Origin of the sequence: Rhodanobacter sp. C03, assembly GCF_002001175.1 — a bacterium.
GTDB lineage: Bacteria > Pseudomonadota > Gammaproteobacteria > Xanthomonadales > Rhodanobacteraceae > Rhodanobacter.
On sequence record NZ_MUNT01000016.1, the window covers coordinates 63,515 to 75,399 of the forward strand.

Genomic DNA, 11,885 nt, shown 5'->3' on the forward strand with positions numbered 1-11,885 from the left:
TCTGCGAGGCTTTCCACCCGGGCACCATGACGCTGGTCAAGGGGGTGCAAACATACGCCAGCGTCTGTTTTAGGCGTGCGGCACAATCGCGCAGTCAAGCTGGCATGACGGCATCGGTGCGATAGTGAGCCCCGAGACTGTGAGTGCGCGATAGGGCTGCCTCAAGCACCCGTTGTGCGAGGCGAGCCTGCCAACCTTCATCGGCCCAAGCCAGACATGCCTTCAGCGCGTTCTGCAAGCCAGTTGCCTCACGTTCCGGTCCTGCGGTCTGCCATAGCAACATGCGCAGAGCTTCCAGCCGCGACTGTGGCAGGCTCGCGGCACGCCCAACCCAGCGATATGGACCGCTGCTTGCTGCTCGCAAATCCATGGTGGCCAACATCAAACCCAGGCGTTGACCACACAGCACGCCTTCGAGCAGCGAGTTGCTGGCCAGTCGGTTAGCGCCATGCACGCCGCTGCAGGCTACCTCACCGACGGCATACAAACCGGGCACACCTGTACGGCCATCTGCATCTGCCGCAATTCCGCCCATATGGAAATGAGCCACTGGCGTCACCGGTATCGGCTGCAGTCGTGGATCGATGCCTTCGGCAAGACATGCCGCCAAGACGGTGGGAAAGCGCCGCTCCCACTCACCATCCACTTCGCGTGCATCCAACCATGCGGAGCCGTCATCGCGGCATGCCTGCCACACGCGACGGGCCACCACATCGCGCGGTGCCAAATCACCCAGCGGATGTTGATCGGCCATCAACAGCTGACCGGTAGCGCCGTACAGACGCGCGCCGGCACCGCGCAGGGCCTCGGTGATCAGCGGCAAACAATGGACGCCCGCAACGTTAAGCGCGGTCGGATGAAATTGAACGAACTCGAGGTCGCGAGTTCGCGCGCCGGCGGACATGCCTAGCGCCAAACCGCTGCCGTCTGCACCGGGAGGATTACTGGTGCGCGCATACAACGCACCGATACCACCGGTGGCCAGCACAACTGCGGCGGCCTCCATTTCATGCCGATGGCCGCGCGTATCGTGGGTACACACGCCGCAGACAGCATCGCCGCGCAGCAGTAGTCCATCCACGTCCATATCGCCGCGCCACTGGATATGGGATGACTGTTGCGCGCGTTGACGTAACGCCTGAACTAGCGCCACACCACTGGCATCACCGCCTGCATGCACGATCCGTGCGGCAAGATGTCCGCCTTCGCGGCCAAGGTGCAGATGTCCGTCCGCATCTCGGTCGAATGCAACGCCCTGCGCCTGCAGCCAGCCGATGGCCGCCGGTGCCTGCGAGCAAAGCCACTGCACCATCGCAGCATTATTGTGGTGCGCCCCGGCGGTGAGTGTGTCGAGGGCATGCATGGCGGGGCTGTCACTTGGATCAAGAGCGGCAGCGATACCGCCTTGCGCCAGCGCGCTGGCCGTGCCGCTGCCATCATGTGCGCGGCAAAGCAGGCGTACCGGCGTTGGCGCCAACGCCAGCGCTGTGGTCAGTCCGGCTACACCACCACCCACCACCACTACAGGTGGCCTTGCGCGCGTCATATCGTTTCCTGCCGGCCTATCGCAAGCATCCGCATCAGTGCCGTCCTGGCCCGTACAGCGATGTCAGTGGGCACCCTGACCTCATGCCGCAGGTCGCGCAGACAGGTGTAGATTTTCTGCAGGGTGATTCGCTGCATGTGCGGGCAGAGGTTGCATGGCTTGATGAATTCGGTGGCTGGGAACTGTGCACGCAAGTTGTCCGCCATTGAACATTCAGTGATCAGTGCCACGCGTTCCGGCCTTTCCTTAGCCAGCCAGCGAACCATCGCGCTGGTAGAGCCGACGAAATCGGCCTCAGCCCATACCTCTGGGGGGCACTCGGGGTGTGCTATCAGTTTGGCGTGGAAGTATTCGCGTGCGTGCCGAGCCTGTTGTGCAGTAAATTTTTCGTGTACCTCGCAGCGGCCGGTCCACAGCAACAGCTCCACCTTGGTCTTGCTCGCGACGTAATTTCCAAGGAAGCGGTCGGGCAGGAAGATCACCTGGTTCGTTCCCATCGCCTCTACTACTTCAACCGCATTGGCCGAAGTGCAGCAGGCATCAGACTCAGCCTTCACTTCAGCCGAAGTGTTGACATAGCTAACTACGGGTACTCCAGGATATTTCGCTCGCAAGGCGCGCACGTCAGCAGCGGTGATCGACGCAGCTAGTGAACAACCGGCCTCTAGATCAGGTATCAAGACCGTCTTTTCCGGGGCCAGGATCTTTGCGCTCTCAGCCATGAAATGGACTCCGCACAGCACAATCAGGCGGCCCTCACAGTCCGCCGCCGCCTGTGCCAGTGCGAGCGAGTCGCCGGTGACGTCTGCCACGCCGTGAAAGATCTCAGCTGACTGATAGCTGTGCGCCATGATCACGGCGCCACGCTGTTTCTTCAGCCGGTTGATAGCCTCGATCCAGGGTAGGTGAAATGGCCATTCAAGGCAGGGCACCAAGTGTTCGAGGCGTGCACCGAGTTCGGCATATTCATGCTCAAGTGCGTCACGCCAGATAGGCAATGGCAACGTGTCGGGGTCGGTCATGGCGATCCGCAGAGGGAATGTAGGAGAAACACGTGCCGCAGCAACCTGTCAGGCTGCCTCACGTCGATGCGCCGCCCGGGCGGCGCGCGTGAAGCGGGCGCTCCGGTTCAGCAAAATGCGCAGGCCGAGCGGTATCGCCTCCCACGGTAGCCGGTCGAGCATATTGCGCGCCGTAAGACCAAGCTCCGTGTCGCCAGTGAGTACCAGCCGGCGTTGGAAGAAGAGCGTGTCGGCGTCTTCCAGCCGGCAGGCCAGTAACAACAAGTCCGCGACGCTACCGCGCACACTGGCCTCTGGCGCGTCATTGGTCACACGCAAACGTCCTTCACGTAACTCCAGCACCCAGCGGATACGCAGGTCGCTCACCTCGATGGCTAGTCGTCGTCCAAGCATGAAGTCGAGTGCGCCCACGCGCAAAGGAGTGGCAAGTACATGCGCCATCCCTGCCTCGAGTAAAGTGTGCTGCCAGCGCGATGGCGCGACATGCAGCAGCGGAGCTATCCTCTGTGGTGGCGGCAACAGGCGCAGCAGACGTGGAACAAGGGAGGATAAATGTGGGGGGCTAGGCATAGTGGACGCCATTATTGAAGCAGAGTCGCGAGCACCGCTCTGATCCACGTCAACAATCAATCCTTGCTGGCGACAAGCATCGCCGATGGCCAGGTCCAGTAGATCCTCTGCGGTGGACGATGGCAGATTGAGTCGCGCTGCTAGTTTCTGCGCACGGTCGCGTACCCGACGCTCCCGCGCCGGATCGCGCAGTGGTACTCCCGCACGTGGCTTGAGAGCCGCCACCACGTGCACCATCCGACGGCGTGCGGCCAGCAGAAGAATTAAGCCGTCATCGACACGATCAATCACGGCGCGCGCCCGCGACAGGGCGAAATGCTCAGGAAGATGTCGATACATCGACCGTCTCCCCGGTGGCGGCCGCTGGCAGCGCTAACAGCGCTCGTGCTGCCGGAAGCACCTTGTCCAGATAGACGCGTCGTGCTTCGGTGGCATCGAAATCGGCATGCTGGCGTTTCTTTACGCCATAGTCGGACAGAACTAGATGTGTGTCGGCCACCACGCCCGCGTTGGTCAGACAGGCCGAGGCACATTTTAGTATGCAGCCGTCGAGCGCGAGGATGCGTCGCCCGCTTTGTGCGGTGCGGACCAGTCCAGTCACGCCGCCACCAACGCCGGCGATGCACGACATCTCCGCGACGCCTGCGCGGTCCAGTTGCAGTGCGAGGTGATTGGCCATCTGTGCCGCACTGGAACAGCCAGAGCAGGAATAGACGAGCGGCGGCCTACCAGTCATGGATGATCCTCCATATTAAGCAGAAAGCGGTTTGCGCGTCGGCGCACGCCATCAAGAGTTAGCCAAAGGCAAAGCCATGCCAGTAGCATCGCCAGCCCGGCTGAACGCGCCAGCCAAAGGCGTGGCCACAACACAGCCGCTGGTAGCAGAAATGCCTGCGGCAGTTGCGCCAGCAGCACACGGGCCTTGTCCAATTCAGGCAGAAGCCGTTGTATGCCGGGTATCCGCACGCCACGACTGACACGACGGTGTAAGGCGATCCAGCCGAGAAAGGCCACAATCTCCAGCAACATACCGTTCACCAGCAATGGCAGGGCGATACACAGCCCCAATGCGCCAGCCAATAATTCGTTCCGTGTATCCCAGAGAAGGATAAGCGCGGTAATCGCTAGTGCGCCCAGTCCGGCCTGCCAACTCCAAAGCAAGGGTCCTCGCCGTGACCGCGGCGCCCGCCATTGCAGCCACAGTGCAGAGCAAGTAAACAGCAGTGCATGGATAGCTAGTGCTAAGCGTAGCCATGAGGCATCGTCGCGTAGCAGCCGTAGCCACGCCCCAGCGAGCAACGCCAACAGCAGGCTCATCAGCCATGCAGCTTGTGCCGCCGCCGGTACCACGGAAGTTCCCTGGAACATGGGCATCACTACGCGCGCCACGCTGGCGATCAGCAGTACGGTCCACCCCAGTAATCCCCAGCTTGCATGCACGTCGACCAGCGCAGCTAGCGGTATCTCCAACCAGCCACCAAGACCCAGTGCCAGGCAACCGCCAAGCAATGCTGTAGACAAAGCAAACACCAGTGATACGCCAATACCTGCCCGCAAAAGACGTTGGCCAACAGCCGAGAGCGTGCCCGGCAAAGTCATCGCGCATAGCAGCACGAATGTTGTCGGAAGCAGCACGCCAGCAGCCAGAAGGCCGAGGCGCCAACCAGCAAGCAGTCCCGTCATCAGCAGGGCTAGGCCGAGATTGAACAGTACGTGCAACCAAGGCCCGAGCGATGTACTGCCACGCACGTGTACGCCAGCCGCTGCCGGCAGGAATTGCAACACGCTGCCGAACATCGCATTGCCGAGAACACCGAGAGTAAATGCGTGCACCAGCGCTAGAGTTTCCGGCAGCCAACGCGTGCGCAGAAGTGCATCACCGTCGACGACTAGAAGTATGCCTGCGAACATTCCCCACAGCGGTACGCTGAGCAGGAAACGGCGCGGCAACGCCGTCGGCGGTGCCTTCTCAAGCGCCAGCTGTACCATCGTGATCGGGTCGGGAAATCAACACACGCATGCCACCGGAAGCCAGTGCGTACACTCTGGTCTGAAGGCCGCGTGCGTCCAGAACTTCAAGCAGTGGCGTTGGCCACAGTGGGGTGAGTACACACACGCTCTCCCCCGGCTCCAACGCGTCGGAAAATTCGAGTGCACGTTGCATCGGTTCGGGGCAGGGACGCCCTCTCAGGTCGTATTCAGGCCACTTCACGTCAGTGGCAACCTGCTGAATGGGACGGCTAACGTGATGCATAATCGGTATTGCAGCACACGTATCACGTTGACGCGCTGATCTGGATCAAACGACATCCAATTGTCGTGTCGACGAGACGTTCGACCTTCGGTCAGAGAGCGTTATCCAGTACTCCCTAACCACGCCATTCGGCTCAGTGCGAAACTTTGTAGTATCAATCGGGGCTGACGATTTGCGTATTTGGGCCCAGCGAGATCCAGGAGCCTTGGGCGCCTGTGACACTTTGCCATTCGTGCCGGTGCGTGCCAGTTGACAAAGGTCAATATGATTGATTACGTCAAGGCCTAGCATGAGCGCCATGGAAGGCTTGTCTTGGCAGGTTCACGTGATTCTCGGCGACGATAAGCGTTGACCTTCCATTTTTCGCCACAGGGAAGTGTGAAGTTCGACGTGAAGGCCGCTATTGCAAGATGTACGAGCCTCGCGTTCGTCTTCCTTCTCGTCGGCTGTGGGGACCATCAATCCCTACCACCCCAGAGGCCCGTGGCCATTTTGAAAGATGACGTTTGCGAGATATGCGGAATGTATATCGAAGCATCATCCGGACCTCGCAGTGAGGCCTGTTTGAAGAGCAGCGATAAACCATTGAAGTTTGATTCGACGCGATATTTCCCTGCCTATGTGCTACGGCCGGGAAATGAACTGCGACTGGAGCACTTTTTTTGCAGGAGAGTGAGGGTATTGACTGGAATCATCCGTCGAACGCCACCGAGGGGAAAAGTGATGCAGCTGTCAACGGCCTGTAGCGGGTTCCATATCACGTGGATAAAGTTACAGACCGCGCTGTCATGTTGCTAAAAAGTGGATTGATGGACCTCCCATCGGGGTGAACGCAGTCTCGTCGAAGTATTGAAATCAACCGCATCGCGCATTTAGCGCTGCAAGTTGTGAGGTGATCTATGTTTGGTCTTGATAGTATCTGGCACTGGGTGTTGGTGCTTGTCATCGTCCTGGTGTTCTTTGGCACCGGAAAGTTACGCAATGCTGGCGGCGATCTTGGCGCGGCCATTCGTGATTTCAAAAAAGGTATGAAGGGTGGTGTTGAAACCGGCCCGTCCGAGCAGCTAAAGGCCGACCCTCCTGTAGATACCTCCGCGCAAGTCAAGAACGCCGAACGCGAACGCGTGTCGTAGCCTTGTGTTTGGAATCGGCTTCAATGAGCTTCTTCTGATTGCCGTGCTGGCGTTGATCGTGCTTGGTCCCGAGCGTCTGCCGGGAGTTGCACGCACCGTCGGTGCGATGGCGCGGCGTGCCCGTTCCGTCTGGGCCGACGTTCAGGCCGATGTCACGCGCGAGCTTGAAATGCAATCGATCAGGGATGACATTGCCAATGTGGCTACCGGTGTCCAGGCGACGGTGACACCACTCGTCGAAGATATTCAGTCGACGGTTGAAAATGTTCGTGCATCGAACACGGTTTTTTGGAATGAGGCCAGCGATATGTCACAAGCCTGGCAGAGCGCGGCAACGGCCAAACTCGCTGCCACCGAGAATGTTATGTCCCCGGTGGTTAAGGATGATGGCATGGCGAAGGAGTATCGCGAGGCTCCGACGGAGCTGGCGCAGGCCTTACGTGAACTTGCCTTCGCCGCGGACGGTATTCGAAATACAACGGTGGACGCCTGCGATGAACTACGTGCAGCCGTGGCTGACGTCCGTTCTGCGGCCATGCGCATCGAATCCCTCAATAGCGCTATCACTGTCCCGGCGACGATCCGATGATCGCCGCATCGCCAATTGGAACCAAGGGCAGGGATGGGTTGATGGCTCACTTGCTAGATCTGCGTGGGCGGCTGCTGAAAGCGATCCTGAGCGTGCTGTTCGTGCTGTTGGTTGTTCTGCCGTTTTCCAAGCACTTGTACGACTGGCTTGCACAACCACTGATGGAACGTCTTCCACATGGTTCGCACATGATTGCGATCGAGGTGGCCAGTGCGTTTCTCACCCCACTTAAATTGGCATTTGTCGTCGCGCTGTTCATGGCAATGCCAGCCGTGCTTTATCAGCTGTGGGCCTTCGTCAGTCCGGGGTTATACCGTCACGAGAAGCGTCTCGCTCTGCCGCTGTTGGCGTCCGCTGTACTGCTCTTTTATGCGGGCTGCGCATTCGCCTATTTCCTGATTCTTCCCGCAGCATTCCACTTCTTAACCATGAGCACTCCGACAGGGGTGTCGATGATGACAGATATTGGGAAGTACCTCGATTTTGTGCTGACCATGTTTTTCGCCTTTGGTCTTTGCTTCGAGGTTCCCGTCGCAGTTGTGCTGCTGGCAGCGTTAGGCATCGTGACACCCGCTAAGCTGCGAGCTGTACGGCGCTACGTCTTCGTCGGTACTTTTGTAGTCGCTGCGGTGCTGGCGCCACCCGACATGTTGTCGATGATCATGCTGGCCATTCCGATGATTCTGTTGTACGAGATTGGCGTTTTCGTCTCGACAGCACTGGTACGTAATCGTGAGGAGAGGCGCCAGCTGAAGTAACCGATGGATCGTTTGATCTAAATCAGTGGTACCGAGCGGGCGGCGGCGTATGTTGAGGTAACTTTCCTCAGTAGGGTGTCAACATCATGTCCTTCGAAGCCTCCACGAATGCTAACGTTCATACTTTTGATGCCCGCGGTGTTGCACGCCGTTTTCGTCACTCGGCGATCTTTGGTGCTATCGGCGTTTTACGTTCCGGTGAAACAATGCGTTTCGTGAACGATCACGATCCGCTCCCGCTCATCGCCCAATTGCGCGAGCGCCTTGGCGATAATTTGACGGTCACCTATCGGCAAAGTAATCCCGATATCACGGTGATTGATTTCGGCATTACCGGTCTGCCGATCGAGTGAGGCGGCAGGCCCACGAACTATCGGCGTTTTGCGGCTAGGAGCCAAAGGCGGTTACTTCGTCTGGGATCTTTGCTATTCAACAATGCCTGTGTTCCTTATTGACGGATCGAGCGGGCGCTCTCCGCGCGTACACTTTATTAGCTAGCTCGCCGAGGTCGTTGCCCATATCAAGTGACTGCAAAGCCGTTCGCTTTTCTTTTGACCGTTCAGCGCTTGAGTAGGGGTAGTTTGTCCGGCACGCCGTCCCATTCGGCGGCATCCTCCATGGCAGCAATCTTGCTGGTGAGTACCGGCCATTCGCGTGCTAGTTCAGCATTGATCGCGAGAAAGCCTCCCTGTCCGGAAGGCATGTCAAATTCAGGAAAGATCGCACCAACCGGGCATTCGTCCACACACAGGGTGCAGTCGATGCATTCGTCGGGATCAATCACCAGAAAATTGGGCCCCTCGTGGAAGCAGTCCACCGGACACACCTCAACGCAATCGGTATGTTTGCAGTTGATACAATTCTCGGTGACAACATGGGTCACGAATTTGGTCCTCGCGGGCTGAAACCCGTTGGTCGGATAGCATCATGCGTGTGATGTGCTGTGGGATAACTGGTGTGATGTAGACGAACAGACCCCCGGCTCGCCATGAGTACCGCACCGAGCCGTCGAGCATGAGCAACCATGGGTCATGGTGTGCAGTTTGCCAAGTGGACTTGAGAGGCGCCTTGATTGAAGTCAAGCATTGAGACGTGTGTAAGGGCTCTCTGGAAACCCATCGAACTCAAGTCAGCGTCCCGATGATGCCTGCGTATAGACCAAGTCCGGCGGTCATCGCCATCATGATGCCCACCACAACGGCATAAGCCCCCTTGAGGCGATATGGTTCCGGTAGTGCCCGTCGGGCCAACGTATAAAGGAAGCCGAGGACGATAGGCAGCAGCAGCGCATTCATGACCTGTACCCCAACGCTGAGTTTTACCAGGTCAACGCCAGAGGTCACTAGAAGGCCTCCCAGGACCAAGGTCACCGTGTACACGCCATAGAACCACCGAGCCTCTTGCGGGCGCTGGGCGAGCGAGTGTTTGTAGCCCATGATTTCGCCGAGGGTGCGCGCTGCCGTAAGGGTGACGACGATGGTCGCGACGAGCGCCGCGCCGATCATGCCTAGCGCAAATAACAGTGTTCCTGTCCGTTCGCCGAGAAAGGGCGTGATCGCCTGCACAATCTTCTGAACTGTATCCAGAGAGTGTCCGGGGTCAACGCGCCCGATGGTTGCAGCGACTGCCACTAGCACGGCAGCCATGATGAGCTGAGTGACAACTGATCCGATCGCTGTATCCCAGCGCGCCGCGGGGAGGTCGGCAGCAACCAGTCCCTTCTCGGCCACTGCTGACTGCTGGTAGAACACCATCCAGGGCATGATCACCGCGCCGATATTTGCGGCGATCAGGTAGAGGTATCGGCTATTGGTGAGCGGCATCTTCAACGCTTCCGTGAGGGCTGCGGTGATATCAGGTTTTGCCTGCCACGCGACATACAAAAACACACATTCAAACAGGCCGACCGCTAGCGCAATGCGTTCCACCGACAGGTACGAGCCGCTATAGGCCATCGACGTGAGTCCGATGATCACAATGGTCATGCTGAGCCAGTTCGGAATGCCTATGAGCGCTCCTACACCAGCGATGCCACTCAATTCAGTGATCAATGCACCGAGACAGGCAAGCAACAGTGTTGAAACTGAAATCCATGCCCAGATGGGCCCGAAGTGTTGCCTGATCGCGTGGCCATGGCCCTGACCGGTGAAGATACCCAGGCGGATCGTGAGTTCCTGTACTACAAACAGGATGGGGATCATGACTGCCTGCAACAGCAGCAACCGATATCCAGATTCCGCACCGCTTTGCGCGGCGGTGATGATGCTCCCCGCGTCGGTATCCGCCAGCATCACGACAATGCCGGGACCTGCCACAACGGCAAAGCGGGTCCAGCGCGATTTCGGACGAATCAGGGCTTCGACGGCTGTAGCTGACATATACGGGACTTCTTCGAGAGGGAAGTTCTGCGCAGAGACGTCGGTGATCACGATGGTTTCGTACCATTGAGTCGTGATATCGATTCGGACTAGCGCACTTCAATACAAATGAGAATCATTATAATTTCAGTGTACTCCTTTCCGTTGGGGGTGGAGCTAATCAATGTGATGGCGAGGGAAGGCAAGGGCAGGGATGGTGGCGCGTTGACGATGGTGCGGTCGGTCATCGCGAGAGCGGCCGAGTGTCGACGTCGGCTCATCACTTGCTGTTCTGGATATCGACTAATCAGCCCATTCCGGGACTCGTGGATTCGCTGTGGATCCAAGGCGTTACCTACCTCAGCTGAACATCTATTCCTGAGGTCCACTGCCTGGAGCGGTTGTAGAAGCAGTTGGCGACGCAGGCATGTCAGCTTCGATTTGGCGTCCGGAAAAGGTGAACGTCCATGTCGATACTCCTGGGAAAACCCGACATGCCTCCGGCAGCAGATGCTGCTTCATAAGCCGAGATTGTTGTGCTCCAACACGCGTTCGGCGCGATAGCTCGAGCGCACCAAGGGCCCCGCAACCGCCTCCAAAAAGCCCTTGCTCAGCGCCAACTCGCGATACTGGAGGAACTGCTCTGGTGTGACGAAACGCTGCACCGGCAAGTGATGTGGACTTGGCCGCATGTATTGGCCCAGCGTGACTACATCGACATGAGCGTCTCGAACATCGTCCAGCGTGCGTTCGATCTCGGCGTCTGTTTCACCCAATCCAAGCATCAAACTGGTCTTGGTCAGAGTATTCGGCGCATGACGCTTGGCAAATGCCAGTACACCCAGCGTCTGGTTATAGCCGGCGCGTTGGTCACGCACTGGATGGGTCAACCGCTCCACCGTCTCTAGGTTTTGCGCGTAGGTGATGAGGCCTGCGTCCAGTACAGTAGCGACTGCACCAAGGTTGCCGGCAAAATCTGGCGTCAGCGCTTCGACGGCCGTCTGAGATGAGTGCTCATGAATCGCCCGTATGCACGCGGCGTAATGCGCAGCTCCACCATCGGCAAGATCATCGCGGTCTACCGAAGTCAGCACGACGTACTCGAGTTTCATCAGCGCAACAGCTTCGGCCACATGTATCGGCTCCAGTGGATCGAGCCAGCCGTGGGGATTGCCGGTACTGACCGCGCAGAACTTGCAAGCGCGCGTGCACACAGATCCCATCAGCATCAGAGTGGCAGTGCCGCGGCCCCAGCATTCAGCTATGTTCGGACATTTCGACTCCGCACATACGGTGTTCAACTTGTTTGTGTGTACGATCTGGCGCACGTCTTCGTAGCGTGCCCCAGCCGGCAGTTTGACGCGTAGCCATGGCGGTTTGCGATCGGCATCCGGCATCGCGCTGGCGGCGTTCGGTTTGATACCGCCCTTGACCGCGGGCGTGCCTTGCGGACTTAGAAACTTGCTGCCATCGGGAATATGTGTGCCCGGTTCAGTGCTCGACATGAGATGGATGGAGCCACGGTGGATGAGCAGTCAGTCTGCACCTCTACCCGCCTCGTCAACACTGATGCATATCAAGCCGCGATCGACAAATGACTCTTCCGAATATTGGATACCACCATCCTGTGGTCATGAGCAAATGACGAAAACGACA

At 58.5% G+C, this 11,885-nt stretch carries 13 protein-coding genes; 4 read left to right on the forward strand and 9 right to left on the reverse strand.

Annotated features, from left to right (window positions below; all coding sequences use genetic code 11):
* Positions 1–94 precede the first annotated feature (94 nt).
* The 6 genes from B0E48_RS17120 to B0E48_RS17145 are packed head-to-tail and all read right to left on the reverse strand — an operon-like array spanning position 95 to position 5,392.
* The gene (locus tag B0E48_RS17120) at positions 95–1,546 is read right to left on the reverse strand and encodes an FAD-dependent oxidoreductase (RefSeq protein ID WP_077439602.1); all 1,452 of its coding nucleotides are present in this window, start codon (positions 1,544–1,546) and stop codon (positions 95–97) included.
* Positions 1,543–2,568, reverse strand: a complete 1,026-nt coding sequence (gene nadA / locus B0E48_RS17125; protein WP_077439603.1) for a quinolinate synthase NadA — start codon at positions 2,566–2,568, stop codon at positions 1,543–1,545. The genes B0E48_RS17120 and nadA overlap by 4 nt, the downstream gene beginning before the upstream one ends.
* 48 nt (positions 2,569–2,616) lie before the next feature.
* On the reverse strand, positions 2,617–3,477 hold the full coding sequence (locus B0E48_RS17130) for a chorismate mutase (protein WP_077519326.1): 861 nt from the start codon (positions 3,475–3,477) through the stop codon (positions 2,617–2,619).
* Entirely contained in the window at positions 3,458–3,874 is a 417-nt protein-coding gene (locus tag B0E48_RS17135; protein ID WP_077439605.1) for a putative zinc-binding protein, read from the reverse strand. Before B0E48_RS17135 ends, B0E48_RS17130 begins: the two co-directional genes overlap by 20 nt.
* Positions 3,871–5,127: a hypothetical protein gene (locus tag B0E48_RS17140; RefSeq protein WP_077439606.1), complete on the reverse strand. Its 1,257-nt coding sequence runs from the start codon at positions 5,125–5,127 to the stop codon at positions 3,871–3,873. The genes B0E48_RS17135 and B0E48_RS17140 overlap by 4 nt, the downstream gene beginning before the upstream one ends.
* Positions 5,108–5,392 carry a DUF2249 domain-containing protein gene (locus tag B0E48_RS17145; RefSeq protein ID WP_077439607.1) on the reverse strand — a complete coding sequence of 95 codons (285 nt, stop codon included), beginning with the start codon at positions 5,390–5,392 and terminating at the stop codon, positions 5,108–5,110. The genes B0E48_RS17140 and B0E48_RS17145 overlap by 20 nt, the downstream gene beginning before the upstream one ends.
* An 899-nt stretch (positions 5,393–6,291) precedes the next feature.
* Between B0E48_RS17145 and tatA the strand changes: the two genes are divergently transcribed.
* The 4 genes from tatA (at position 6,292) to B0E48_RS17170 (ending at position 8,225) form a co-directional block, all read left to right on the forward strand.
* Entirely contained in the window at positions 6,292–6,525 is a 234-nt protein-coding gene (gene tatA / locus B0E48_RS17155; protein ID WP_077439609.1) for a twin-arginine translocase TatA/TatE family subunit, read from the forward strand.
* A 4-nt stretch (positions 6,526–6,529) separates the two neighbouring features.
* On the forward strand, positions 6,530–7,114 hold the full coding sequence (gene tatB / locus B0E48_RS17160; RefSeq protein ID WP_168170403.1) for a Sec-independent protein translocase protein TatB: 585 nt from the start codon (positions 6,530–6,532) through the stop codon (positions 7,112–7,114).
* Positions 7,115–7,155: 41 nt separating this feature from the next.
* Positions 7,156–7,872, forward strand: a complete 717-nt coding sequence (gene tatC, locus B0E48_RS17165) for a twin-arginine translocase subunit TatC (protein WP_254424016.1) — start codon at positions 7,156–7,158, stop codon at positions 7,870–7,872.
* An 86-nt stretch (positions 7,873–7,958) separates the two neighbouring features.
* The gene (locus B0E48_RS17170; protein WP_077439612.1) at positions 7,959–8,225 is read left to right on the forward strand and encodes a DUF2249 domain-containing protein; all 267 of its coding nucleotides are present in this window, start codon (positions 7,959–7,961) and stop codon (positions 8,223–8,225) included.
* Between the two features lie 206 nt (positions 8,226–8,431).
* Here B0E48_RS17170 and fdxA read toward each other — a convergent pair whose 3' ends face one another.
* The 3 genes from fdxA to lipA all read right to left on the reverse strand — a co-directional run bounded on the left by fdxA (position 8,432) and on the right by lipA (position 11,734).
* Entirely contained in the window at positions 8,432–8,755 is a 324-nt protein-coding gene (gene fdxA, locus B0E48_RS17175; protein WP_077439613.1) for a ferredoxin FdxA, read from the reverse strand.
* Between the two features lie 241 nt (positions 8,756–8,996).
* Positions 8,997–10,301 carry a divalent metal cation transporter gene (locus tag B0E48_RS17180; protein WP_254424017.1) on the reverse strand — a complete coding sequence of 435 codons (1,305 nt, stop codon included), beginning with the start codon at positions 10,299–10,301 and terminating at the stop codon, positions 8,997–8,999.
* A 446-nt stretch (positions 10,302–10,747) separates the two neighbouring features.
* Positions 10,748–11,734 (reverse strand): lipoyl synthase, encoded by a 987-nt coding sequence (gene lipA / locus B0E48_RS17185; protein ID WP_077439614.1) that lies wholly within the window; start codon positions 11,732–11,734, stop codon positions 10,748–10,750.
* Between the last annotated feature and the right edge of the window lie 151 nt (positions 11,735–11,885).